The sequence below is a fragment of the Pantoea sp. S-LA4 genome (genome assembly GCF_054482835.1).
This window is the reverse complement of sequence record NZ_JBTLRC010000002.1, coordinates 3,562,194-3,586,919: the sequence shown is the minus strand read 5'-3', so window position 1 is coordinate 3,586,919 and position 24,726 is coordinate 3,562,194. Positions and strand designations below refer to the sequence as shown.

Below are 24,726 nucleotides of genomic sequence, written 5' to 3'. Positions count from 1 at the left end.
TTCCGTCCGATGAAGAGCTACAGCTTAGTGCAATAAACCCGCCCGGCTAACAGGAGAAAATATGGAAATTACCATTCGGGGACGCGAACCTCACGATGCCGCCGCCTATCAGCGGCTCTACAGTCACCCTGATGTCTACCCCTGGACGCTACAGTTGCCGTTTCCCAGCGTCGCGACCTGGGAGAAAAAGTTCCTGAAAATGGATGCCGAAGGGTTTATCGCCTTTGTGGCGGAAATCGACGGGGAGATGGCCGGAGAGCTGACCTTGTTTGTCGATAATAAACCGCGCACCCGGCACAGCATCAGTTTCGGGCTGGGCGTCGATCCCGCCTTTAGCGGCCGCGGCGTGGGCGAACGGCTGATCCGCACCGCGCTCGACTATTCGCGCAACTGGCTCGGCATCAGCCGTATGCAGCTGGAAGTGTTTCACGACAATCAACGGGCGCTTCGGCTCTATCAGCGTCTGGGGTTTGAGCGGGAAGGGGTTCTTCGTCAGGCGGCACTGCGTGACGGTAAACTGCATGACGTGGTGGTGATGGCGAAACTGCTGCACGAGGCCTGACAGACGGTGGTCAGGCTGTTCTGATCAAGCCAGGCCATTGAGACTCATGCTCGTCATTTAAGGTTAAATTTGCAAAGGCTGTCACGGTCAGACGTGGCAGCTTTTTTTGGGCAGGCGTGCCGGCGTGCGGGCCTGAGCACCTCTGCTGCTGCCGGGCCGTCCTCGCGCCGCTGCGCGGTACCTTCGGCTTTGACGTCGTGCCGACGAACCGTTCGCGGATCGGCCCTCCCTGGCCGGCCCCGAACTCTCCACGCTTCCCGGCGTGGCGTTCTGGCCCAACGTCACGCCTCAGCGCTGCGGATAGCCCTTTCAGCAGCAGAGGCGCTCAGGCCTCCACTCTTGTGCCCTTTTTAACAATACACACTGAAGTTTCAGAGCAGGCGGGGGCCGATCAGGGGCAGGCAATCCGCAGCGCTAAACAGAATGAGTCTGCCAGGAGAGCCCGCAGGACGCGGGCGAAAGGCGGGGCGGCACAGGATGTGCCATCCCCGGCGGTCCGTCAGGCAGAGGAATGACGTGAAGGAACCGCGCAGCGGCGCGAGGACCGCCAGCCCCGGAGCGGCACCAGACTGCGTTATCACCGGTCGCTTAACTGACGAGCATTAAGCCATAGCTGTCGGCTGGCGCTAATTCCTCGATCTGGCGCACATTCTCCGGCACAACGCAGCGGCTTTTTCTGCTTTTGTGCAGCGCCGCACTGGCGGTTGTGGCGGTTGCCAGAATTAAGCCAAATCAGCGTCGACGATCTCAACATTCGCACAATGACCAATGATTAGCCTCCTATCTATATTTGCTCAACAGGGGAATCTCAGCGGTATTCCTGAAAAAAACCTCGCGACGTAACCCGCCGCTTTTTAAGGAATTCACCTCATGGTTAAAGACAAAACGACCACCCGCACCACCCATGTTCGCATCTGGATCCTGTGTCTGATCCTGTTTCTGTCGGTGGTGGCGTATGCCGACCGTTCGATCCTGTCGATCTCCGGATCGGCGATTAAAGAGGAGTTCGGCCTGTCAGCGATCCAGCTCGGGCTGATCCTCTCCGCCTTCAGCTGGGCTTATGTCATTGGGCAGATCCCCGGCGGGCTGTTTCTCGATCGCTTTGGTGCCAAAAAGGTCTATGGCGTGACGCTGGCGCTCTGGTCGGTCTCGACGCTGGCGATGGGCTTCGTCGGTGAGTTCTCCACCGGCCTGAGCGGCGCACTGATGCTGATGTTCGGCCTGCGTTTTCTGCTGGGACTGATTGAAGCCCCCAGCTTTCCCGCCAATGCGCGGGTGGTGATTATGTGGTTCCCTGGCGCAGAGCGCGGTCGCGCCTCGTCGCTGTTCAGCTCGGCACAATATTTCGCTGTCGCCATCTTCTCGCCGCTGTCGGGCTGGCTGGTATCGCGCTTCGGCTGGGAATGGCCGTTCTTCGTGCTGGGCGGTATCGGCGTGCTGGCGGTGTTTGTCTGGGCCGCCTATATGCGCGAGCCGCGCAACCATCCCGGCGTATCAGAAAGCGAACTGCAGCACATTATTAAAGGCGGCGGCCTGGTGGATATCGACGCCGCACAGACCCTTAAAGCGCGTCCGCCGGTCAGTAAAGCGATGTTCAGAAAGCTACTGACTAACCGCATGTTGTGGTGCGCCTATCTCGGCCAGTACTGCATTATCGCGCTGAGCTACTTCTTCATTACCTGGTTTCCAATCTATCTGGTGCAGGCGCGCGGGATGGACATCATGGAAGCGGGCTTTGCCACCATTGCACCGGCGCTGTTCGGCTTCCTCGGCGGCATCAGCGGCGGCTATATCTCTGACAAACTGATTGCCAGAGGCTGGAGCGTCTCCTGGGCGCGCAAAACGCCCTATATCGTCGGGATGCTGATGGCGGCCAGCCTGGTGCTGGCGGCGGTCATCCCCAGCAACGTCGGCATTATCGCCATTATGTCATTTGCATTTTATGGCAAAGGAGTGGCGGCGGGTGCCGGAACCTGGACGGTGATCAGCGACACCGCGCCGAAAGAAGCGGTCGGCCTGGCAGGATCAATTTTTAATGGCATCGGCAATATCGCCGGTTTCACCACGCCGCTGCTGTTCGGCATCATCGTCGGCCTGACCGGCAGCTACGGCATCGGGCTGGCCTTCGTTGCTGCGCACTGTGTGGTGGCGGCACTGCTGTTCCTGCTGGTGATGGGACCGATTGAACGGGTCGGCGAACAGAATCAACGGCCGGTATCCTACGAAAAACAGGGGAAAGAAGATGGCATTAAAGCAATGTAACGTGCTGATTAAGGGAAAATTTCTGCCACCACAGCTGATAGCGAATATCGAAACGTCTTTTACCGCCTATCGGCTGTGGGAAGCGGACGACGAAGCGGCTTTTCTGGCGGAAATGGGTGCAAAAATCGACATGCTGGTCACCAGCGGCAATGCGGTAATGGGCGCACCGGCGGCGCTGATTGCGGCGCTGCCCAATCTCAGGGCGATCTGCAGCAACGGCGTCGGTTACGACAGCATCGACATGGCGGCGGCCCGGGCGCGCAACATTGTGGTGACCAATACGCCCGAGGTACTGAATGAGTGCGTCGCGGACCTCGGCATGGCGCTGCTGCTGGACGTGGCGCGACGCATCAGCGAAGCGGACCGCTTTACCCGCGCCGGCCACTGGCAGCAGGGACGTTTTCCGCTGAGCCGCAAAGTGGGTGGCAAGGTGTGCGGCATCGTCGGGCTGGGCAATATCGGTCAGGCGGTGGCAAAGCGGGCGCAGGCGTTTGATATGACGATTCACTACTACAACCCGCGCTCACGCCCGGATGTGCCTTATATCCGTCACGACAGCCTTGTCTCACTGGCGCAGCAGGCAGATTTCCTGGTGCTGACGCTGCCCGGCGGGGCGGCCACACGGCAGATCATCAACGCCGAAGTCCTGCAGGCGCTGGGTCCGCAGGGTTATCTGATTAATATTGCGCGCGGCAGCGTGGTCGATCAGCAAGCGCTGATTGCGGCGCTGGAAAGCGGGCAGATCGCCGGGGCCGGGCTGGATGTGTTTGAGCAGGAACCGCAGGTGCCTGCGGCGCTGCGTCAGTGTGACAACGTGGTGATCACCCCGCACATCGCCAGCAATACCACAGAAACCATGGCGGCGATGGCCGATCTGGTGTTCGAAAATATGCTGGCGTTCGCCAGCGGTAAAGCGGTGCTGACCCCGGTAGCGTAACGTACCGGCGATGCCGTGGCGGGCATCGCCGTAGTGCCAGCGAAAACCTGTGAACAGGATGCTTTTCCCCGCGATTTATCCTGCCTCCTCCGACCACACACTCCGCACAAAACGGCCTGAAGAAATTTTGTCCAGCTGCCGATATCACCTTACCCCCCGCTGATATTAAGGAGTGATATCGTGATAAAGCTGATTACCGTTGACGAATTACGTCCAGGCATGTTTATCCACAAACTGGAGGTCTGGTGGATAAAAGACAAACGTATTCGCAACCAGATGCTAATCACCGATCCACGACAAATCGCTATGCTACGCAACGAAGGGATCCAGCAACTCTGGATCGACCTCGATCGATCGGTGCAGGCGCCGATCGCGCCGGTTGTGACAAAAAGGTCGATCGCCCGGACGCCGTTTTTCCAGGAGCTGGATCAGGCGCAGCAGATCTTTCAGCAGGGCAAATCGAAAGTGCTGGCAATGTTTAACGAGGCGCGTCTCGGGACCAGCCTTAACCTCGATTATATGATGGATCTGGTGGATGAAATCTCCGGATCGATCCGGCGTGAGCCTTCTGCGCTACTGAGCGTGGCGCGGCTGAAAAATCACGATGATTATACCTATCTGCATTCGATGGCGGTCTGCGGGCTGATGATTTCGCTGGGTAAAAGGCTCGGGCTGAATGAGATCCAGCTGCGGCGCGTCGGGATGGGCGGCTTGCTGCATGATGTGGGCAAAGCGGCGGTGCCGCTGGCGATCCTGAACAAAGCGGGCAAGCTGACCGACGACGAATTTACTATCATGCGGCAGCACCCCATCGTCGGCGCGCAGATGCTGATGGAGGCCAATGCCGACGCCGATCTGCTGGATATTGCGCTGCACCATCATGAAAAGTATGACGGCAGCGGCTATCCGCACGGCCTGAAAGGCGAGGAGATTTCGCTCTATGCCCGCATGGCGACGGTGTGCGATGTCTATGACGCCATCACCTCGACGCGCGCCTACCGCACCGGCTGGACGCCCGCCGAGGCGATGCATCAGATGCTGAGCTGGCGCGGCCACTTCGATAACGGCCTGCTGCACGCCTTTGTCCGCACCATCGGCATTTATCCGGTCGGTTCACTGGTGCGGCTGGCCTCAGGTCGGGTGGCACTGGTGGTGAAAGCGGGTGAAAAATCGCTGATGAAGCCCTGTGTCCACGTTTTCTGGTCGCTGCACGCCCAGCGCGAAGTGAAACCGGAAGAGCTCGACCTTGGCGACAGCTTCTGTACCGACAGCATCGTCGGGGCGGAAGACAGCACGCGGTGGGGCAATGTCGACCTCAACCGCATCTGGGCGCTGGAAGTCGCCTGATTTTTCGCCATTTTTACACTATTTTTACGCCCGCCCGCTGCATTTTAACCCCTTCTTTATACGCCGCCGCGCAAGCTAATCAGCAAATCCAAACCTCTGGAGGTTCCTGTGAGCGTGGGCGTAATAACCGGCATTGTGCTGGTGGTGTTGTTACTGGGCTATCTGATCTATGCCCTGTTAAATGCGGAGGCCTTCTGATGGCGGCTAATGCTTTTTTACTCGTCGGATGTTACCTGCTGCTGTTAATGGTGCTGGCGCAGCCGCTTGGCCGCGGGCTGGCGGCATTGATTGCCGATAAGCCGGTGTTCGCCCGGGCCGAAGCGCCGCTGTGGCGACTGCTGGGCGCAGAGCAAAGCGAGATGCGCTGGCCGCACTACCTGCTGGCGATCCTGCTGTTTAATGCGCTCGGCTTTGCGCTGCTGCTGGCGATTTTACTGCTGCAGGGCACGCTGCCGCTTAACCCGCAGGGACTGCCGGGCCTGAGCTGGCATCTGGCGCTCAATACCGCGGTCAGCTTCGTCACCAACACCAACTGGCAGTCCTACAGCGGTGAAAGCACCCTGAGCTATTTCAGTCAGATGGTGGGCCTGACGGTGCAGAACTTCCTGTCGGCGGCGACCGGTATTGCGGTGGCGTTTGCGCTGATTCGCGGCTTCGCCCAGCGCGGCATCGGGACGCTCGGCAACGCCTGGCGTGACCTGACGCGCATCACGCTCTATGTGCTGCTGCCAATCAGCCTGCTGATGGCGCTGGTGTTTGTCAGCCAGGGCAGCATTCAGACGCTGTCGCCTTATCACACGCTTACCACGCTGGAAGGCACGCAGCAAACGCTGGCGATGGGCCCGGTCGCCTCGCAGGAAGCGATCAAAATGCTCGGCACCAACGGCGGCGGCTTCTTTAACGCCAACTCCTCTCATCCGTTTGAAAATCCGAATCTGCTGACCAACCTGATCCAGATGCTGAGCATTTTCCTGATCCCGGCGGCGCTCTGCTTTGCCTTTGGTGAAAGCGTGCGCGATCGCCGTCAGGGCAACATGCTGCTGTGGGCGATGACGCTGATGTTTGTGGTGGCGGTGGCAGTCGTCATGTGGGCCGAACTGCGCGGCAACCCGCACTTCCTCCAGCTGGGGGCCGACAGCGCCATCAACATGGAGGGCAAAGAGACCCGCTTTGGCATTCTTAACAGCAGCCTGTTTGCGGTGATCACCACGGCGGCTTCCTGCGGTGCGGTCAACGCCATGCACGACTCCTTCACCGCGCTGGGCGGCATGGTGCCGATGTGGCTGATGCAGCTGGGTGAAGTGGTGTTCGGCGGCGTCGGTGCCGGACTCTACGGGATGCTGCTGTTTGTGCTGCTGGCGGTATTTATCGCCGGGCTGATGATCGGCCGTACCCCGGAATTTCTCGGTAAAAAGATCGACGTATGGGAGATGAAAATGACCGCGCTGGCGATTCTGGTGACGCCGGCACTGGTGTTAATCGGCACCGCGCTGGCGATGATGACGGACGCCGGTCGCTCAGCGATGGCTAACCCCGGCATTCACGGCTTCAGTGAAGTGCTCTACGCGGTCTCGTCGGCGGCCAATAACAACGGCAGCGCCTTTGCCGGGCTGAGCGCCAACACGCCGTTCTGGAACCTGCTGCTGGCCGCCTGCATGCTGCTGGGTCGCTTCGGCATCATCATTCCGGTGCTGGCGATTGCCGGTGCCATGGCGGTGAAAAAAGTGCAGCCGGTGGGCAACGGCACACTGCCGACTCACGGCCCGCTGTTTATTGCGCTGCTGGTCGGTACCGTGCTGCTGGTGGGGGCGCTGACCTTTATTCCTGCTCTGGCGCTGGGCCCGGTGGCTGAGCATCTGCAACTTGTTCAGGGACAATCCTCATGAGTCGTCAACAACAGGCGTTATTTGACGCGGCGCTGCTGCGTACTTCAGCCTGGGATGCGCTGAAAAAGCTCGATCCACGGGTGCAGTTCCGTAATCCGGTGATGTTTGTGGTCTACCTTGGCAGCATTCTCACCTCATTGCTGGCGCTGGCGATGCTGGCTGGCAAACTGAACGGCAGCGCCAGTTTTACCGGCGCAATTGCGGTCTGGCTGTGGTTCACCGTGCTGTTTGCCAATCTGGCCGAGGCGCTGGCGGAAGGGCGCAGTAAAGCCCAGGCCAGCAGCCTGAAAGGGGTGAAAAAGACCAGCTTTGCCAAAAAACTCACGGCGGCGCGCTATGGCGCAGAGTGGCAGCAGGTGAGCGCCGATCAGCTGCGTAAAGGCGACGCGGTGCTGGTGGAAGCGGGCGACATCATTCCGTGCGACGGCGAAGTGATAGAAGGCGGAGCTTCGGTGGATGAGAGCGCGATTACCGGCGAATCCGCGCCGGTCATCCGTGAATCGGGCGGTGATTTCGCGTCGGTAACCGGCGGGACCCGCATTCTCTCGGACTGGCTGGTGATCACCTGTAGCGCCAATCCGGGCGAAACCTTCCTTGACCGGATGATCGCCATGGTGGAAGGGGCCAAACGGCGTAAAACCCCGAATGAGATCGCCCTGACCATTCTGCTGGTGTCGCTCACCATCGTGTTTCTGCTGGCGACCGTCACCCTCTGGCCGTTCTCGGCGTGGGGCGGGACGCCGGTCAGCGTCACGGTGCTGGTGGCGCTGCTGGTCTGTCTGATCCCGACCACCATCGGCGGCTTACTGTCGGCGATTGGCGTGGCGGGGATGAGCCGGATGCTGGGTGCTAACGTTATCGCTACCAGCGGCCGCGCGGTGGAAGCGGCGGGTGATGTGGATGTGCTGATGCTGGATAAAACCGGCACCATCACCCTGGGCAACCGTCAGGCGACGCAGTTTCTGCCGGCACCGGGCGTCAGCGAAGAGCAACTGGCGGATGCCGCTCAGCTCGCCTCGCTGGCCGATGAAACACCGGAAGGTCGCAGCATCGTGGTGCTGGCGAAACAGCGATTTAATCTGCGTGAGCGCGATCTCAGCAGCATGGGCGCCAGCTTTATTCCGTTCTCGGCGCAGACCCGGATGAGCGGCGTCAACGTGCAGGACCGGCTGATCCGTAAAGGCGCGGTCGATGCGGTACGTCGCCATATTGAAGCCAGCCACGGCGCGTTTCCGGCCGAGGTGAATGCCCGGGTTGAAGAGGTGGCGCGCACCGGTGGTACGCCGCTGGTGGTGGCAGAAGGGGCGAAAGTGCTGGGTGTGGTGGCGCTGAAAGATATCGTCAAAGGCGGCATTAAAGAGCGCTTTGCCGAGCTGCGCAAGATGGGCATCAAAACCGTGATGATCACCGGCGATAACCCACTGACCGCCGCGGCGATTGCCGCCGAAGCGGGCGTGGATGATTTTCTTTCCGAGGCGACGCCGGAAGCCAAACTGGCGCTGATCCGCCAGTATCAGGCAGAAGGACGGCTGGTGGCGATGACCGGTGACGGCACCAACGATGCGCCGGCGCTGGCCCAGGCCGACGTGGCGGTGGCGATGAACTCCGGTACCCAGGCGGCGAAAGAGGCGGGCAACATGGTCGATCTCGATTCGAACCCGACCAAACTGCTGGAAGTGGTACACATCGGTAAACAGATGCTGATGACGCGCGGTTCACTGACCACCTTTAGCATCGCCAACGACGTGGCGAAATATTTCGCCATTATTCCGGCGGCGTTTGCGGCCACCTATCCGCAACTCAACATGCTCAACGTGATGCATCTGCACTCACCGGCCAGCGCGATTCTGTCGGCGGTAATCTTTAACGCGCTGGTGATTGTGTTTCTGATTCCGCTGGCGCTGAAGGGGGTCAGCTATCGCCCGCTGAGCGCCGCGGCCCTGCTGCGCCGCAACCTGCTGATCTACGGGCTGGGTGGCCTGCTGGTGCCGTTTGTCGGCATCAAAGCGATCGATTTGCTGTTAGTGCTGTCAGGCATGGCCTGAGGAGAAGAAAATGAGTCAGTTACGTCCGGCGATTTTACTGTTGTTGCTGCTTACCGTTATCAGCGGCGTGGTTTATCCTTTGCTCACCACCGGCCTGGCGCAGGCGCTGTTTCCGGCGCAGGCCAACGGATCGTTACTGGAGAAACAGGGCGTGGCGCGCGGGTCGGCGCTGATTGGGCAGAACTTTACCCAGCCCGGTTATTTCTGGGGTCGCCCTTCTGCCAGCAGCGATCGGCCCTATAATCCGCTGGCCTCGGGCGGCAGCAATCTGGCCGCCAGCAATCCGGCGCTGGATAAAGCGGTCGCTGAACGGGTTGCCGCGCTGCGCGCTGCCAATCCGCAGGCGCCGACCGCGGTGCCGGTTGAGCTGGTCACCGCCTCGGCCAGCGGACTGGACCCCGATATTTCACCTGACGCAGCCCGCTGGCAGGCACCGCGTATCGCCGCCAGCCGTCAGATACCCTTAGCCCAGGTAGAGGCGCTGATCGATCAGCAGACTCACCGGCCGCTGATGCCGTTCCTCGGCGATCCGACGGTCAATGTGCTGCAGCTCAACCTGGCGCTCAGCGATCTGTAATGCCGACAAGGACCCTATGAACCACGAACCGACGCGCCCCGATCCCGATGCTCTGTTGCAGGCTAACCGCGACAGCCATCGCGGGCGGCTGAAAATCTACTTTGGCGCCTGCGCAGGCGTTGGCAAAACCTACGCCATGCTGCAGGAGGCGCAACGGCTGCGGGCGCAGGGGCTGGATGTGCTGATCGGCGTGGTCGAGACCCACGACAGGCCGGAAACGGCGCAGCTGCTGACCGGCTTAACTCTGCTGCCGCGCCGCGCCACTGGTCGCTCACGCCACGCCGAGTTTGATCTCGATGCGGCGCTGGCGCGCCATCCGGCGGTGATCCTGATGGACGAACTGGCGCACACCAACGTTCAGGGTTCGCGCCATCCCAAACGCTGGCAGGACATTGAGGAGCTGCTGGAGGCGGGCATTGACGTGCTGACCACCGTCAACGTGCAGCATCTGGAGAGCCTCAACGATGTGGTGGGCGGCGTCACCGGTATTCAGGTGCGCGAAACCGTGCCCGATCCCTTTTTCGACAGCGCCGACGAGGTAGTGCTGGTCGATCTGCCGCCTGACGATCTGCGGCAGCGGCTGAAAGAGGGCAAGGTCTATATCGGTGACCGCGCCGAACGCGCCATTGAGAATTTTTTCCGCAAGGGCAACCTGTTTGCCCTGCGCGAACTGGCGCTGCGTCGTACCGCCGACCGGGTTGATGACCAGATGCGCGCCTGGCGCGATCAGCAGGGACGGGATCGGGTCTGGCACACCCGCGATGCGATTCTGCTGTGCATCGGCGATGATAGCGGCAGTGAAAAACTGGTGCGTACCGCCGCACGGCTGGCGGCGCGGCTCGGCAGTGAATGGCATGCGGTCTATGTCGAGACGCCGCGGCTGAACCGGCTACCGGAAGCGCGGCGGCGGGCGATTCTGCGTACGTTGCAGCTGGCGCAGGAGCTGGGCGCGGAAACCGCCACGCTCTCCGATCCTGATGAAGCGGAAGCGGTGCTGCGATACGCCCGCGAGCACAATCTCGGCAAAATCGTCACCGGCCGACGCCCGCTGCGGCGCTGGCGGCGTGACAGTTTTGCCGAGCGGCTGGGCCAGCTCGGCCCCGATCTCGATCTGCTGGTGGTGGCGCTGGATGAGCCGCTGCACGACGCGCCGCATCCGCTGGCGGACGGGCGGGTCACCAGCGACAAGTGGCGTATCCAGCTGCGCGGCGTAATGATGGCGCTGGTGCTGTGCATCCTGGTGACCGTCGCCGGTCAGTCGCTGCTGATCGGTTTCGATCCCGCTAACTGCGTGATGATCTACCTGCTGGCGGTGGTGATCGTGGCGCTGCGCTATGGACGCTGGCCATCGGTGATCGCCACGGTGATGAATATTCTCGCCTTCGATCTCTTCTTTGTGGCACCCACCGGCACAGTGGCGGTCTCTGACCTGCAATATCTGGTGACTTTCGGCGTAATGCTGGCGGTCGGGGTGATTGTCGGCAACCTGACCGCCGGAGTGCGTTATCAGGCGCGGGTGGCGCGCTACCGCGAGCAGCGGGCGCGCCAGCTCTATGAGATGGCGAAATCCCTCGGCAGCGCCTTAACGCCGCAGGATATTGCCGCCACCAGTCAGCGGGTGCTGGATGCGACGTTACAGGCGCGCTGTCTGCTGCTGCTGCCGGATGAGCAGGACGAACTGCATCCGGTGGGCGATGCGCTGCCCGCCAGTGAACCGGATCGCGCCATCGCTAAGTGGAGCTACAGCAAAGGCCAGCCGGCCGGTGCCGGAACCGACACCTTACCGGCGGTGCCGTACCAGATTCTGCCGCTGAAAAGTGGCGCGCACTGCCGCGGCCTGCTGGTGGTGGAGCCGCAAAATCTGCGGCAGCTGATGATCCCCGAGCAGCAGCGGCTGGTGGAAACCTTTACGGTGCTGATCGCCAACGCGCTGGAGCGGATGGCGCTGTCGCACAGCGAGGCGGCGTCGCGGCTGTCGGCAGAGCGGGAGCAGCTGCGCAATGCGCTGCTCTCTGCCCTGTCACACGACCTGCGTACTCCGCTGACCGTGCTGTTTGGTCAGGCGGAGATGCTGATGCTCGACCTCGCCAGCGACAACTCAAAATATGTGCCGCAGGCCAGCCAGATCCGTGAGCAGACGCTGAGCACCATCCGGCTGGTGAGCAACATGCTGGATATGGCGCGCATTCAGTCGGGCGGGCTGAACCTGCGTGAAGAGTGGCTGGCGCTGGAAGAGGTGATCGGCGGGGCGCTGAGCAGCATGGCACCGTCGCTGAAAGGGCATGAGGTCCAGCTCGATCTGCCGGACGATATCGTGCTGATTAAAGGCGACAGCACCCTGCTGGAGCGGGTCTTCACCAACCTGATTGAGAACAGCCTCAAGTATGCCGGTAACTGCGCGCCGCGCGGGATTCGTGCCTGGCGTGCCGGGACGCGGCTGGAGATTGCCGTCTGGGATGGCGGGCCCGGCATTGCAGACGCCGATTTAAGCCGGATTTTCGATAAGTTCTCGCGTGGCGATAAAGAGTCGGCGGTTCCCGGCGTCGGGCTGGGGCTGGCGATCTGTAAAACCATTGTTGAGAGTCACGGCGGGCAGATCTGGGCGGAGAACCGGCCTGAAGGCGGCGCCGCATTTCGTCTCTCGCTGCCGCTGCCGCCGGTTCCGGAAATTTCTGACGAAGGGCTGAAATAACTTCACAGTTGATCAGTTATACTGCCCGACCTGTCTGATTATTATTGGGAATGTATGGAACGTTTTACCGAAAACCTGATGTATGCATCGCGCTGGTTGCTGGCTCCGGTTTACATTGGACTTTCACTCGGCCTGCTGGCGCTGACCATCAAATTTTTCCAGGAAATTTTCCACCTGCTGCCCAACATTTTCAGCATCGCGGAAAACGATCTGATCCTGCTGCTGCTGTCGCTGGTCGACATGACGCTGGTTGGCGGACTGCTGGTGATGGTGATGCTGTCGGGCTACGAGAACTTTGTTTCTAAACTCGATATCGACGAAAGCAAAGAGAAGCTGAGCTGGCTCGGCAAGATGGATTCCGGCTCGCTGAAGAATAAAGTGGCGGCGTCGATTGTCGCTATCTCCTCGATTCACCTGCTGCGGGTCTTCATGGAGGCGCGCAACGTCGCCAATGACAAACTGATGTGGTACGTGATTATCCACCTGACGTTTGTGCTCTCTGCCTTTGTGATGGGCTGGCTGGATAATATGTCGCGTGGCGACAAGAAAGGCCACTGAGTGAGGCGGGTGCCAGAGCACCCGCTTTTTGCCCCGCCCGCCATCGCCTTTATTGCCCCGATTTCGCCTGACGACGCGCTGCGGTGGCGGGCTGAGTTCCTGCCAGCTGCGGCATCACCGCTTTGATCATGGTAAAAAAATGCTGCAGCCGGGCCGGATAGTAGCTGGCCCACGGATAGGTCAGCCAGATCGGCAGCGGCGGTGCCTGCCACTGCGGCGTCAGCTGAATCAGCCGTCCGTCCGCTAAATCCTCCTGCACCACCCACGACGACACGATCGCCGCGCCCATCCCCGCCAGCGCCGCTTTACGGACCGCATATAAACTGTCACTGCTCAGTCGCGGCGTGATAGCCAGATTGATCGGCTGGCCGTCGTCAATCTTCTGTAGTGCCACTTCGTTACGATAAAAACTGGTCAGCGCCAGCCACGGCAGATCGCGCAACTGTTCAACCTGCTCAATCGGCGGATGACGGTCCAGCAGCTCGGGCGACGCGACCACAATGCGCGGCACTTCCGCCAGCAGAATCGCCACCACGGAGGGATCGGTCGGCGCGCCGACCTGAATGGCACAGTCGACATTTTCCGCCATAAAATCGGGCGTGCGGTCATTGAGCATCCACTCAATATTGAGTCGCGGATAGCGGCGAAGGTAGTCGACCAGCGGGGCGATCAGCTGATCCTGACCAAACGCGTGCGGCGCACGGACCCGCAGCGTACCGACCGGCTCGTCGCTGGCACCGGTCAGCTCATCTTCCAGCGCATGCCAGGTCGCCAGTAATTGCCGCGCCTGAGCGTAACAGCGCTCGCCATCGTCAGTGAGTTTCAGTGCATGGGTGGTACGCAGGATTAACTTCAGGCCCAGCCGCTGCTCCAGGGCTTGCAGACGCCGGCTGATGGTCGGCTGGGTGGTGCCGAGCTGAGCGGCAGCGGCAGAGAGGCTGCCACTTTCCACGATACGAATAAAAGTCTGCATCAGGTCGATACGATCGCCGGTCGCTGGATTGCTCATACGCACCACGCATAACAGTTTTGTCTGACAGTAGTCTACCGCGTATGGCCGCGATATGCGCTAATAGCCTTACGCACTTATGAGGATCACACCATGTCAGCCATACGCAGCATCGCCACTCCGAACGAAACGCTTCCCGCTCCGCTGGTTTTTACCCTGGCGGCAGGCGCCGGACTGAGCGTGGCATCGATTTACTACAGCCAGCCGATGCTGGATATCATCAGCAAACAGTTTAACGTCGGCATCGGCGCGGTCGGCATGGTGCCGATGCTGACCCAGGCGGGCTATGCCCTGGGCATTTTATTGCTGGCGCCGCTTGGCGATCGCCATGACCGCCGTACTATTATTTTTATCAAAGGATTGTTGCTGGTGGCGGCGTTGCTGCTGTGTGGTTTCTCTGGCGGGCTGAGCGCCTTGCTGATCGCCAGCTTCGTAACCGGCCTGACCGCGACGGTGGCGCAGGATATTGTACCGGCTTCGGCGGCGCTGGCCCCGGAACGCAGCCGCGGTAAAACGGTCGGCACGGTGATGACCGGCCTACTGGTCGGCATTCTGCTGTCGCGGGTGATCAGTGGCGTGGTGGCCGAATATTTCGGCTGGCGCACCATGTATATGGTAGCGGCGCTGGCGGTGCTGCTGATCAGCCTGACGCTGTGGCGGGTGCTGCCGCGCTTTACGCCCGGTACGTCGGTCAGCTATCCGCGTCTGCTGCTGTCGCTGGCGCATCTGTGGCGTCATCATCAGACGCTGCGCCGTGCCGCACTGGCGCAGGGACTGCTGTCGGTCGGTTTTAGCGCCTTCTGGTCGACGCTGGCGTTAATGCTGAGCGATCGGTTTCATCTCGACAGCGCGGTGGCCGGTGCCTTTGGTTTAGCCGGTGCCGCCGGTGCGATGGCTGCGCCGCTGGCCGGCAGCTTTGCTGACCGTATCGGTCCGGCCAGGGTAACCCAGGCGGGCGCCGCACTGGTTACCGTCTCGTTCGCCCTGATGTTTCTGCTGCCGCTTCTGCCGCTGCCGGCCCAGCTGGCGTTGATTGTGGTCAGCACCATCGGTTTCGACTTAGGGGTGCAGGCGACGCTGGTGGCGCATCAGACGCTGGTCTATGGCCTGGCGCCGGAAGCGCGCAGCCGTCTGAACGCGTTGCTGTTTACCGTGGTGTTTATCGGTATGGCAAGCGGCGCGGCGCTGGGTAGCCTGGCGCTGGCGCATTGGGGCTGGAACGGCGTGGTGGCGCTTTCAACCCTGGCCGGTGCCGCCAGCCTGGCGGTGCGCTTTGCCAGCCGTCATCTGAAGAACTGATTTCAGCGGCCGTCAAAAAATGTGCCAGGCTTATTCATAAACCCGAAATAATCTGGAGTGTTATGAGCTTTTTAGCCTGGACAGGTGCAGCGGGTGCCCTGCTGCTGCTGATGTCACTGGCTTCCGGTTGGATTCACCGGGGGCCGGTGACCTCGTTTGGCCTGTTTCTTATCGCTGGTATGTTGTGCGGGCCGTGGGCGTTTGATGTGCTGCACATTGATATCGTCACCCATTCCGAAGCGGTGGCCCACATTACCGAAATCACCATGGCCGCGTCGCTGTTTATCACCGGCCTGAAGCTGCGTTTACCGTTACAGAATAACTGCTGGCATACCGGTCTGCGGCTGGCTTTTCCCGCCATGCTGCTTACGGTGGGCGCAATGACGCTGCTGGCGCACTATCTGGTGGGGCTGGACTGGCCTATCGCGCTGGCGTTTGGGGCGATTGTCGCCCCGACCGACCCGGTGCTGGCGAGCTTAATCTCGGTCAACGATGCGCAGGATGACGATTCGCTGCGCGTCGCCATTTCCAGCGAAGCCGGGATGAACGATGGCTCCGCGCTGCCGCTGCTGGTGCTGGCCCTGCTGCTATTTAATGGCGAAAGCCTGAACGGCGCGATGCTGGCGCACTGGGGCGCGAAAGAGGTGATATGGGCGATCGGTGGCGGCCTGGTCATCGGTTTCAGCCTGGGCCGTTTGATCGGCATCCTGGCGACCAGACTGCGTAACGCCAATGGCGACGTTGCGCCCAACGACTTTCTGGCGCTGGCGCTGATTGCACTCAGTTATTCGCTGGTGCAGTGGCTGGGTGCTTCCGGCTTCCTGGCGGCCTTTGCCGCGGGTCTGGGCCTGCGCCGCGCCGAGCTGGGCGTGTTCCGTCGCCATCAGCCCGAGGATCTCTCCGAAGATGAACGGGTGCTGCCGTCTGAAGCGCTGGTCAACCCGAATAAGCGACTGGCGCACCAGGGCGATAGCAGCATGGTGAAGTCGATAGGCTTTGTGGTCGGCGATGCGCTGTCGTTTGGTGACACCATTGAACGGTTACTGGCGGCGGGCATGATGGTGGTGCTGGGCGTCACGCTGGCGCAGCACTGGAATCTCTATGGTGTGCTGCTGGGGCTGGTGCTGTTTGTGGTGGTGCGCCCGCTGGCGGTCTGGCTGGTCACGCTGCGCGCCGGTCTGCCGCTGGGGCAGCGGCTGCTGATTGGCTGGCTTGGCATTCGCGGCATCGGCAGTCTGAACTACATCGCCTACGCCTGGACGCACGGCATGGAAGGGCCGCAGATGGAGATCATGACCAATATGGCGTTAACCCTGGTGGTCTGTAGCGTGGTAATACACGGCACAACCGTGTCACCCCTGCTAAACTGGCGTCAAAGGCGTCTGGAAGCCCTTCAGCGCAAGGTTTAACCCCGAAAAACAGGAGTAGAGAATGAGAGTGACCCACATACTGCTGCTGAGCGTACTGGCCTCTGGCAGCGCCCTGGCGGCGGACGACAGTGAACAGAATGTCTATGCCAGCCAGCTGTGTCACATTGTCAGCAGCGAAAAATCGGTCGCCAGTGCGGACCAATATGTTGAGCAGATGAAATCGTACGTGGCGCGCAGCCAGTCGCCCACGGCGATGAACCAGCCCGGTTTTGATGAAGATACCGCGCGTGAAGTGGCCAGCGCCTGGCTGCAACTGGGCGACGATGAGCGCGCTAAACTGCGGGTCAATGAACAACAGTGTGAGCAGGCCGTGATGGCACAGTTCCAGCAGGAAGATTAATTCGTCTGGTCAAGGTAAAAACGCGCCGTCCGGGCGCGTTTTTTTATGGATTTTGGCACTGGATTGCGTACATAATCGCCAGCCATGGCACCGGACTTGCATCACACTTTATTCAGTAGCCCGCCGCAACGGCTGGCTGAGCGTTTTGATATCACTTAACAGGCATCATGATTACGCGTCGACGCTTTATTCTCGGCACGGGAGCGCTTGGGCTCTCCATGACCGCTGGCAAATTATTTGCCCGCGATGACATTATTCCCCTCTGGCCGGACGATCCGCCCGGCGGCGGCGGCCCATCCGGCGAACTCCATATTAATTCCAGCGGTTCATGGTCAAATATCGTCAGCCCGGCGATCCAGCGTTTTAAGCCGGAAAATCCGAACGGTGAAGCGGTACTGATTGCCGCTGGCGGCGGCTATCGCTGGATTGGCATGGGACGCGAAGCCTGGCCGGTCGCGCGCTGGCTGAACGCCAACGGCTACACCGCCTATGTGCTCAGCTATCGTTTACCGCATGAGAAGTGGCAGGCGGGCCGGCTGGCTCCGCTGCAGGATGCACAGCGGGCGATTCGGCTGGTGCGATCCTTTGAGCGTAAGGTGCATGTGCTGGGCTTCTCGGCCGGTGGTCATCTGTTAGGCATGGCGGCGGCGCGGCCCACGTTTGAGTCCTATCCGGCCATCGATCCGCTGGATGAGGTGGTGCCAAAAGTGGATAGCGTTGGCCTGATCTACCCGGTGATTACGCTGGAAGCGCCTTATCAGCACACCAATACGCACCTGATGATGGTCGGCAAAAATGCCACGCCGCAGGATGAGGCTAACTGGTCGGTACAGAACTATGTCACCCGACAGTATCCGCCGACCTTTCTGGCGCAGGCTGAAGACGACCACACCTCCAATCCGTTTAACACCGAACTGATGCACGACACCTGTCGCCGTAATCGGGTGCCGGTCGAGCTGATTCAGATCAGTAAAGGCGGTCACGGCTTTGGGCTCGGCAAAGCGGGAACGCCCGCCGCGTTATGGGATCAGGCATATGTGCGCTGGCTGGATCGCGTGAGCTGAGTTGCCCTGCGGTGGTGCAGTCCTGCACTCTCCTTATCGCAGGCAAAAAAAACAGGCGACCGGAGTCGCCTGTCTGAAGCACTCTGCCGTGGCGGCTTAGCGCATGGTTACGAACTCTTCCGCTGCGGTCGGGTGAATCGCCACGGTATTGTCGAAGTCTTTTTTGGTGGCACCCATTTTCAGCGCCACCGCGAAGCCCTGCAGCATCTCATCCATACCAAATCCGATACCGTGAATACCGACGATCTTCTCCTCGGCACCGACGCAGACCAGCTTCATGCGGCACGGCTGGCGATGCTGGGTCACGGCGGTGTACATGGCGGTAAATGCCGATTTGTACACTTTCACCTGATCGTCGCCATACTGCTCACGCGCCTGCGGTTCAGTCAGCCCGATGGTGCCAATCGGCGGATGGCTGAAGACCACGGTCGGGATGTTGCTGTAGTCGAGATGCTCGTCCGGCTTGTTGTTGAACAGGCGCTCAGAGAGGCGACGACCCGCCGCCACGGCGACCGGCGTCAGTTCTACCGCGCCGGTATTGTCACCGACCGCATAAACGCCAGATACGTTGGTGTTCTGAAACTTATCGACTTTGATATAGCCTTTTTCGTCCAGCGCCACGCCCGCAGCCGCGATATTCAGGTTGTCGTTAGCCGGTTCACGACCAATCGCCCACACCAGGCAATCCACGGTAAAGTCGCTGCCGTTTTCCAGCTGCAGCGTCAGGCTGCCATCGTCGTTTTTAATCACTGCTTTCGGAATTGATTCGGTATGCAGCGTCGGGCCTTCGCTGTTCATCACTTCCACCAGCGTCTCGGTGATCAGCGGATCGAAGTCGCGCAGCGGACCATGTTTACGCACAAACAGATGGGTTTCCGATCCCAGTGCATTCACCACGCCCGCCAGTTCAACGGCGATATAACCCGCGCCCACTACCGCAGTCCGCTTAGGCAGCGCATCCAGTTCAAAGAAGCCGTCGGAATCAATGCCGTATTCCGCACCCGGAATCGATGGCTGGCTGGGACGCCCGCCGGTGGCAATCAGGATATGGTTAGCCGTGATGATCTCGCCGTTGACTTCGACGCTGTGCGCATCAACAAAACGGGCGAAACCTTTGATCACTTCAACGTTGTTTTTACCCAGCACGTTATCGTAAGAGGTGTGGATACGATCGATATAGGCCGTGCGGTTTTTTACCAGCGTGGCCCAGTCGAAGCGGTTAACCGTGGTGTCGAAGCCGTAGTCTGGCCCGTAGAGATGGATAGCTTCGGCGATTTGCGCAGCATGCCACATAATTTTCTTTGGTACGCATCCCACGTTAACGCAGGTGCCACCCAGTTCTTTAGCTTCAATCAGGGCGCATTTCTGGCCATACATGGCTGCACGGTTGATCGAGGCGATGCCGCCGCTGCCGCCGCCGATGGCGAGATAGTCGAAATGTCGGGTCATTGAAGTATCCATCCGGTTGCATGAAAAATTGGCATAGAGTGTAACGCTGCGGGTCGAATTGACGCAAAGTTTGCGCCTATGATTGTAATAGGGTTCTGTTTTTCATTCACTGACAGGGAAGCATACCATGCACCTTACTTTTCTCGGTACCGGCGGCGGCGCGCCCAGCCTGCAGCGTAACGTCACCGCTATCGCTTTTACCCGGACGCAAAGTGGTGAAACCTGGCTGTTTGATTGCGGGGAAGGGACGCAGTTGCAGTTTATGCGTTCCGATCTGAAACCGGGCAAGCTGGATACCATCTTTATTACCCATCTGCATGGCGATCATATCTTTGGCCTGCCGGGATTGCTGACCAGCCGCTCAATGGCCGGGTTGACCAGCCCAATGACCGTTTATGGCCCGAAAGGCCTGAAGACCTTTGTCGAAACGGCCTTGTCGATCAGCGGTTCTTATACCGATTATCCGCTAAATATTGTTGAGATTGAGCCGGGCTGGACGCGGGATGACGGTGAGTTCCGCATCAGTGCCTGGCCGCTGAACCATACGCTGCCCTGTCTGGGCTATCGGATTGAGCAGCATGATAAGCCGGGATTTCTCGATGCGCCGCGCCTGAAGGCCGAAGGCGTGCCGCGCGGCCCGTGGTATCAGCAGCTAAAGCTGGGCGAAACCGTCACGCTGGAGGATGGCCGGGTGATCAATGGCGCGGACTATCTGGGTCCGGCGACCAAAGGCAAAACGCTGGCGATTTTTGGCGATACCGCGCCGACCGAGGTGGCGTTGCAGATGGCGGCTAACGTGGACCTGATGGTGCATGAAACCACGCTGGAGGCGGCGATGACGGAGAAGGCCAACGGGCGGGGCCACTCTACCACCCTACAGGCGGCGGAGGTGGCGAAGCGCGCCGGGGCAAAACGGCTGATCGCCACCCACTTCAGCTCACGCTATCTGGCGAAAGATATGCGCCGCCTGCTGGCTGAATGCCAGACCATCTTCCCCTGTACCGAGATGGCCTGGGATCTGGCGGTCTTTCCCCTTTAGTGATGCAGTGCGGGATAGGTGAAAAACAGCAAATGGGTCATGTTGAGGGCAAAGTGCAGGGCGGTCGACAGCCATAACCGGCCGCTCCAGTGCCACGCCAGGCCATACAGTAACCCGGCGAGGGTGGCGAAGATCACCAGCAACAGACCGCCGCTCAGGTGCGCCAGACCAAACAGCAGTGAGCTCAGTAACAGCGCAGGTATACCGCCCAGCGCCAGCGCTAATTTTTGCTGCAGATAGCCACGAAACAGCGCCTCTTCCGCCAGCGAGACAAAGAACAGATTGGCGAGCATAAATGCGCCCAGCCAGTCCGGGAAGTGACGTTCAACGGCTAATCCGCCCAGCAATACGGCACTGTATAACAGCAGCGGAACGGCGGCGATCAGCGCCAGCGCGGCGGGCAGTTTATAACGCGGCGGACTGGCCGGAGCGCGAAACAGCGTCGGCAGACAAGCCAGCAGCACAAAGGGGACCAGCGCTTTATCAAAGTTAAACGAGAAGCCGAACGCCACGCTGCGCGCACCGACCTGCACATCATCAATTTTGCGTGGATTAGCAAAACCCGGGAACAGATGGAGGAATAGCCCGATGGCGATCAGCACCAGCACCGCTTCAGTCAGCAATTGCCGCCGGGGATGGTCTCGGTCATAAATACGGAATGCCACCACCGCGGCAGTGCCCGCGAACAGCAGCAGCGCGGGCCACGCTAATACGTCCTGATAAAAACCCAGCAGCGTGGCGAGCGCCAGTAACAGTAATGCCAGCCGCCGGGCCGGTTGCAGCGCGGCCAGCGCGCCAGCCAGTATGATCCACATGGTAAAGACCTGATACAACGCCGCAGCACCGGCAGTGTGCGGCTTAAAAGGAGAAAAAGTTATTCGGGTACGATCTGGTTGACCACAAAGTGGCCGGTGCCAGCCGGAACCAGTTTCTTATGCAGCCACGGCAGCAGTTCGTTCATCTGGGCAGCCAGCTTCCACGGCGGATTAATCACAATCATGCCGGAGGCGGTCATACCGCGCTGATCGCTGTCGGGACGGGCCGCCAGCTCAATCTGCAGAATATTGCGAATGCCGGTCGCTTCGAGATCGCGCAGCATATGTTTGATCTGCTGACGCAGCACCACCGGATACCAGAGCGCGAAGACGCCGGTGCCGAATCGCTTATGACCTTCATGAATCCCTTTCACCACCGCCTGATAATCACTTTTCATCTCATAAGGGGGATCGATCAGAATCAGGCCGCGACGTGACGGTGGCGGCAGTTTAGATTTCAGCTGCTGGTAACCATCAGCCCGCTCTACCCGCGCACGGCTATCTTTGCTGAATTCGTTGCGCAGCAGCGGATAGTCGCTGGAGTGCAGTTCGGTCATTTGCAGGCGGTCATCTTCGCGCAGCAGATGGCGGGCAATCAGCGGCGAACCCGGATAATAACGCAGCGTCCCGCTACGGTTCAGCGCCCGGATGGCGTCGAAGTAGGGTTGCAGCAGTTCAGGCGCGTCCGGCTGCTGCCAGATGCGGGCGATGCCTTCCAGATACTCGCCGGTACGCTCAGCGTGCTCACCGCTCAGTTGATAGCGACCCGCGCCCGCATGGGTATCGAGATAAAAGAACGGTTTCTCTTTCTCTTTCAGCGCGGTGATGATCAGGCTCAGTACGGTGTGCTTCAGCACGTCAGCGTGGTTGCCAGCATGGAAGCTATGGCGATAACTCAGCATTGTTTATCCTGTTGAATGTATAAGGTTTTAACTGATGGAAAATCAATTTATACCAATTATTACCTCACGTATTACCCACAGAACGACGCACAGCAACCGACGCAGGAACAGCATGAGAATCCGCGATTATATCAGGGATGCCTCGCTGATGGGTCGAAAGCGTGATAACTAATCCAGCCGCTGCCGCGCGTGACGCAGGTGAAAATCTCACAGCCAGAGTAAAAGCGTCATTACGCCCTGACCGAAGCGGCACTGCCTTGACGTAACGCAAATTTTTTTCGCCCGGCAGCCCATGAAATGCGCCGCGATAAGCACCGTTTAGTTTTTGCCGCGCCATGGTCATATTGCGCTCGTTTCTTCCGCAGCGAAGTTAGGCCCCATTGATTTTCGCTACACTTAGCCGCATGTTACTTAGATTGCGTTGCGCGACCCATCGCGCCCCACACATCAATAAAGGACTGCGCTATGACCAATCCGCTACTGACATCTTTTACGCTTCCCCCTTTTTCTGCCATCCAGCCTGAACATGTGGTTCCTGCCGTCACGGAGGTACTGAACGACTGCCGCGCGATGGTCGAAAAAGTGGTGGCGCAAGGCGCACCTTACAGCTGGGATAACCTGGTACAGCCGCTGGCAGAGAGTGATGACCGCCTGAGCCGCATTTTCTCGCCGGTCAGCCATCTGAACTCGGTTAAAAACAGCCCGGAACTGCGCGAAGCCTACGAGCAGACGCTGCCGCTGCTCTCTGAATACAGCACCTGGGTCGGCCAGCATGAAGGTCTGTATCAGGCCTATCGCAACCTGAAAGAGGGCGACCAGTACGCCGCGCTGGATCTGGCGCAGAAGAAAGCGGTCGATAACGCGCTGCGTGATTTCGAACTCTCCGGTATCGGCCTGGCAAAAGATAAACAGCAACGCTATGGCGAAATTGCGGCCCGCCTCTCTGAGCTGGGATCGGCCTACAGCAATAACGTGCTGGATGCCACCATGGGCTGGAGCAAGCTGATCACTGACGAAAACGATCTGGCCGGTATGCCGGAAAGCGCGATGGCTGCCGCCAGAGCGCAGGCGGAAGCCAAAGGTCAGGAAGGCTGGCTGCTGACGCTGGATATCCCCAGCTATCTGCCGGTGATGACCTATTGCGACAACGCCGCGCTGCGTGAAGAGATGTATCGCGCCTATGCGACCCGCGCGTCCGATCAGGGTCCTAACGCCGGTAAATGGGATAACGGTCCCATCATGGCGGAAGAGCTGGCGCTGCGTCATGAACTGGCGCAACTGCTGGGCTTCGACTCCTACGCCGACAAATCGCTGGCGACCAAGATGGCGCAAAGCCCGTCTCAGGTGATCGACTTCCTCAACGATCTGGCGGAACGCGCCCGTCCGCAGGGTGAAAAAGAGCTGGAGCAGCTGCGCGCTTTTGCTCAGAAAGAGCATGGCGTCACCGAGCTGAACCCGTGGGATCTCACCTATTACGGTGAAAAACAGAAGCAGCACCTCTACACCATCAGCGACGAACAGCTGCGTCCTTACTTCCCGGAATCGCGCGCGGTAGCGGGCCTGTTCGAAGTGGTTAAACGCATCTACGGCATCACCGCTAAACAGCGTACCGATGTGGATGTCTATCATCCTGACGTGAAGTTCTTCGATCTGTTTGATGAGACCGGTGAGCTGCGCGGCAGCTTCTATCTCGATCTCTATGCCCGTGAACACAAACGCGGCGGCGCCTGGATGGATGACTGCGTCGGTCAGATGCGTAAAGCCGATGGCAGCCTGCAGAAGCCGGTCGCCTATCTGACCTGTAACTTTAACCGTCCGGTGCAGGGCAAACCGGCACTCTTCACCCATGACGAAGTGATCACCCTGTTCCACGAATTTGGTCACGGTCTGCACCACATGCTGACCCGCGTAGAAGTTCCAGGCGTCTCCGGCATCAGTGGAGTACCGTGGGATGCGGTCGAGCTGCCAAGCCAGTTTATGGAAAACTGGTGCTGGGAGCCGGATGCGCTGGCGTTTATCTCCGGCCATTACGAGACCGGTGAACCGCTGCCGAAAGAGCTGCTGGATAAAATGCTGGCGGCGAAGAACTATCAGGCGGCGCTGTTTATCCTGCGTCAGCTGGAGTTCGGCCTGTTCGATTTCCGTCTGCACACCGAATTTGACCCGACCAAAGGGGCACAGATTCTGGAGACGCTGCGTGAAGTGAAAAGCCGCGTTGCAGTGGTCCCGAGCCCGGAATGGGGCCGTTTCCCGCACGCCTTCAGCCACATCTTCGCCGGCGGTTATGCAGCCGGTTACTACAGCTATCTGTGGGCGGATGTGCTGGCTGCGGATGCCTATTCACGCTTTGAAGAGGAGGGGATTTTCAACCGCGAAACCGGTCAGTCCTTCCTTGACAACATCCTGACGCGCGGCGGTTCGGAAGAGCCGATGGAGCTGTTCAAACGCTTCCGCGGCCGTGAGCCGCAGCTCGACGCGATGCTGGAACATTACGGCATTCAGGGATAAGTCGT

20 protein-coding genes are annotated in these 24,726 nt (G+C 59.9%); 16 read left to right on the top strand and 4 right to left on the bottom strand.

Annotated features, from left to right (window positions below; genetic code table 11):
* Positions 1-61 precede the first annotated feature (61 nt).
* The 10 genes from ACX3P5_RS17725 to ACX3P5_RS17680 all read left to right on the top strand — a co-directional run bounded on the left by ACX3P5_RS17725 (position 62) and on the right by ACX3P5_RS17680 (position 12,866).
* Positions 62-562 (top strand): GNAT family N-acetyltransferase, encoded by a 501-nt coding sequence (locus tag ACX3P5_RS17725; protein WP_233986628.1) that lies wholly within the window; start codon positions 62-64, stop codon positions 560-562.
* 870 nt (positions 563-1,432) lie between these two features.
* The gene (locus ACX3P5_RS17720) at positions 1,433-2,824 is read left to right on the top strand and encodes an MFS transporter (RefSeq protein WP_233986630.1); all 1,392 of its coding nucleotides are present in this window, start codon (positions 1,433-1,435) and stop codon (positions 2,822-2,824) included.
* Complete coding sequence (locus tag ACX3P5_RS17715) at positions 2,805-3,761, top strand: 2-hydroxyacid dehydrogenase (RefSeq protein ID WP_336756831.1); 957 nt, start codon at positions 2,805-2,807, stop codon at positions 3,759-3,761. The genes ACX3P5_RS17720 and ACX3P5_RS17715 overlap by 20 nt, the downstream gene beginning before the upstream one ends.
* Positions 3,762-3,941: 180 nt before the next feature.
* On the top strand, positions 3,942-5,108 hold the full coding sequence (locus ACX3P5_RS17710; RefSeq protein WP_458969054.1) for an HD-GYP domain-containing protein: 1,167 nt from the start codon (positions 3,942-3,944) through the stop codon (positions 5,106-5,108).
* 108 nt (positions 5,109-5,216) lie between these two features.
* A complete protein-coding gene (gene kdpF, locus ACX3P5_RS17705) occupies positions 5,217-5,306 on the top strand; it encodes a K(+)-transporting ATPase subunit F (RefSeq protein ID WP_010253443.1) in 90 nt (29 codons plus the stop codon).
* Positions 5,306-6,994: a potassium-transporting ATPase subunit KdpA gene (gene kdpA / locus ACX3P5_RS17700; protein WP_233986642.1), complete on the top strand. Its 1,689-nt coding sequence runs from the start codon at positions 5,306-5,308 to the stop codon at positions 6,992-6,994. Before kdpF ends, kdpA begins: the two co-directional genes overlap by 1 nt.
* Positions 6,991-9,039 carry a potassium-transporting ATPase subunit KdpB gene (gene kdpB, locus ACX3P5_RS17695; protein WP_233986650.1) on the top strand — a complete coding sequence of 683 codons (2,049 nt, stop codon included), beginning with the start codon at positions 6,991-6,993 and terminating at the stop codon, positions 9,037-9,039. Before kdpA ends, kdpB begins: the two co-directional genes overlap by 4 nt.
* Before the next feature lie 10 nt (positions 9,040-9,049).
* A complete protein-coding gene (gene kdpC, locus ACX3P5_RS17690) occupies positions 9,050-9,616 on the top strand; it encodes a potassium-transporting ATPase subunit KdpC (RefSeq protein WP_336756824.1) in 567 nt (188 codons plus the stop codon).
* Positions 9,617-9,632: 16 nt separating this feature from the next.
* Positions 9,633-12,308, top strand: a complete 2,676-nt coding sequence (kdpD, locus tag ACX3P5_RS17685) for a two-component system sensor histidine kinase KdpD (protein WP_233986669.1) — start codon at positions 9,633-9,635, stop codon at positions 12,306-12,308.
* A gap of 54 nt (positions 12,309-12,362) precedes the next feature.
* Positions 12,363-12,866, top strand: coding sequence for a TIGR00645 family protein (locus ACX3P5_RS17680; protein WP_031377731.1), 504 nt, complete (start codon positions 12,363-12,365; stop codon positions 12,864-12,866).
* Positions 12,867-12,915: 49 nt separating this feature from the next.
* Here ACX3P5_RS17680 and ACX3P5_RS17675 read toward each other — a convergent pair whose 3' ends face one another.
* Entirely contained in the window at positions 12,916-13,875 is a 960-nt protein-coding gene (locus ACX3P5_RS17675; RefSeq protein WP_233986671.1) for a LysR family transcriptional regulator, read from the bottom strand.
* A gap of 93 nt (positions 13,876-13,968) precedes the next feature.
* Between ACX3P5_RS17675 and ACX3P5_RS17670 the strand changes: the two genes are divergently transcribed.
* From ACX3P5_RS17670 to ACX3P5_RS17655, 4 genes are all read left to right on the top strand, one after another.
* Positions 13,969-15,174: an MFS transporter gene (locus ACX3P5_RS17670; protein ID WP_233986673.1), complete on the top strand. Its 1,206-nt coding sequence runs from the start codon at positions 13,969-13,971 to the stop codon at positions 15,172-15,174.
* Positions 15,175-15,236: 62 nt separating this feature from the next.
* Positions 15,237-16,583, top strand: coding sequence for a cation:proton antiporter (locus tag ACX3P5_RS17665; protein ID WP_233986681.1), 1,347 nt, complete (start codon positions 15,237-15,239; stop codon positions 16,581-16,583).
* A 22-nt stretch (positions 16,584-16,605) separates the two neighbouring features.
* On the top strand, positions 16,606-16,944 hold the full coding sequence (locus tag ACX3P5_RS17660) for a hypothetical protein (RefSeq protein ID WP_233986683.1): 339 nt from the start codon (positions 16,606-16,608) through the stop codon (positions 16,942-16,944).
* A gap of 167 nt (positions 16,945-17,111) precedes the next feature.
* Positions 17,112-18,008, top strand: coding sequence for an alpha/beta hydrolase (locus ACX3P5_RS17655; RefSeq protein ID WP_233986685.1), 897 nt, complete (start codon positions 17,112-17,114; stop codon positions 18,006-18,008).
* A gap of 96 nt (positions 18,009-18,104) precedes the next feature.
* On the opposite strand, the gene gorA is transcribed toward ACX3P5_RS17655, so the two are convergent.
* Positions 18,105-19,457 (bottom strand): glutathione-disulfide reductase, encoded by a 1,353-nt coding sequence (gorA, locus tag ACX3P5_RS17650; protein ID WP_233986695.1) that lies wholly within the window; start codon positions 19,455-19,457, stop codon positions 18,105-18,107.
* 127 nt (positions 19,458-19,584) lie between these two features.
* Between gorA and rnz the strand changes: the two genes are divergently transcribed.
* Complete coding sequence (gene rnz / locus ACX3P5_RS17645) at positions 19,585-20,496, top strand: ribonuclease Z (protein WP_458969053.1); 912 nt, start codon at positions 19,585-19,587, stop codon at positions 20,494-20,496.
* Here the strand turns inward: rnz and ACX3P5_RS17640 are convergent.
* Both ACX3P5_RS17640 and ACX3P5_RS17635 read right to left on the bottom strand, forming a co-directional pair.
* The gene (locus ACX3P5_RS17640) at positions 20,493-21,311 is read right to left on the bottom strand and encodes a CPBP family intramembrane glutamic endopeptidase (protein ID WP_233986699.1); all 819 of its coding nucleotides are present in this window, start codon (positions 21,309-21,311) and stop codon (positions 20,493-20,495) included. The genes rnz and ACX3P5_RS17640 overlap by 4 nt on opposite strands.
* A 59-nt stretch (positions 21,312-21,370) precedes the next feature.
* Positions 21,371-22,213 carry a 23S rRNA (adenine(2030)-N(6))-methyltransferase RlmJ gene (locus ACX3P5_RS17635; RefSeq protein ID WP_233986700.1) on the bottom strand — a complete coding sequence of 281 codons (843 nt, stop codon included), beginning with the start codon at positions 22,211-22,213 and terminating at the stop codon, positions 21,371-21,373.
* A gap of 465 nt (positions 22,214-22,678) precedes the next feature.
* Here ACX3P5_RS17635 and prlC point away from each other — a divergent pair, with 465 nt between their 5' ends.
* Entirely contained in the window at positions 22,679-24,721 is a 2,043-nt protein-coding gene (gene prlC, locus ACX3P5_RS17630; RefSeq protein ID WP_233986702.1) for an oligopeptidase A, read from the top strand.
* The last annotated feature ends 5 nt before the right edge of the window (positions 24,722-24,726 follow it).